The organism is Psychrobacter sp. CAL346-MNA-CIBAN-0220, assembly GCF_040309805.1.
GTDB lineage: Bacteria > Pseudomonadota > Gammaproteobacteria > Pseudomonadales > Moraxellaceae > Psychrobacter.
The window spans coordinates 1-287 of record NZ_JBEOPF010000110.1; the positions used below are offsets into that span (position 1 = coordinate 1).

At 42.5% G+C, this 287-nt stretch carries 1 protein-coding gene; it reads right to left on the reverse strand.

Annotated elements, in window-relative coordinates:
* Positions 1-287: aldehyde dehydrogenase family protein (locus AAEY88_RS12910; protein WP_350563027.1), on the reverse strand; the 287-nt coding region annotated here is incomplete at both ends.

Genomic DNA, 287 nt, shown 5'->3' on the forward strand with positions numbered 1-287 from the left:
GTGCTCGGCACTGTAACGACAAATGCCTGCGCACAGTTCAACTTCTTGCAAACCTTGGGCGTATACTTTACCCATTTCTTCGGTCATAAGCTTGGCTATGGCATCTTTTTGCTCTTCGAATAATGAAGCTAATTTGTTTAAGTGTTTTGCACGTTCGGTCACTGACACTAAGCGCCACTGTAAATAGGTTTGATGAGATTTTTCGATTACCTGCTCAGCTTGCTGTTGCGACAGCAGCGTATAGGTATTAATGATTTGCTCAGTTGTTGGATTGATCGTATTAACTG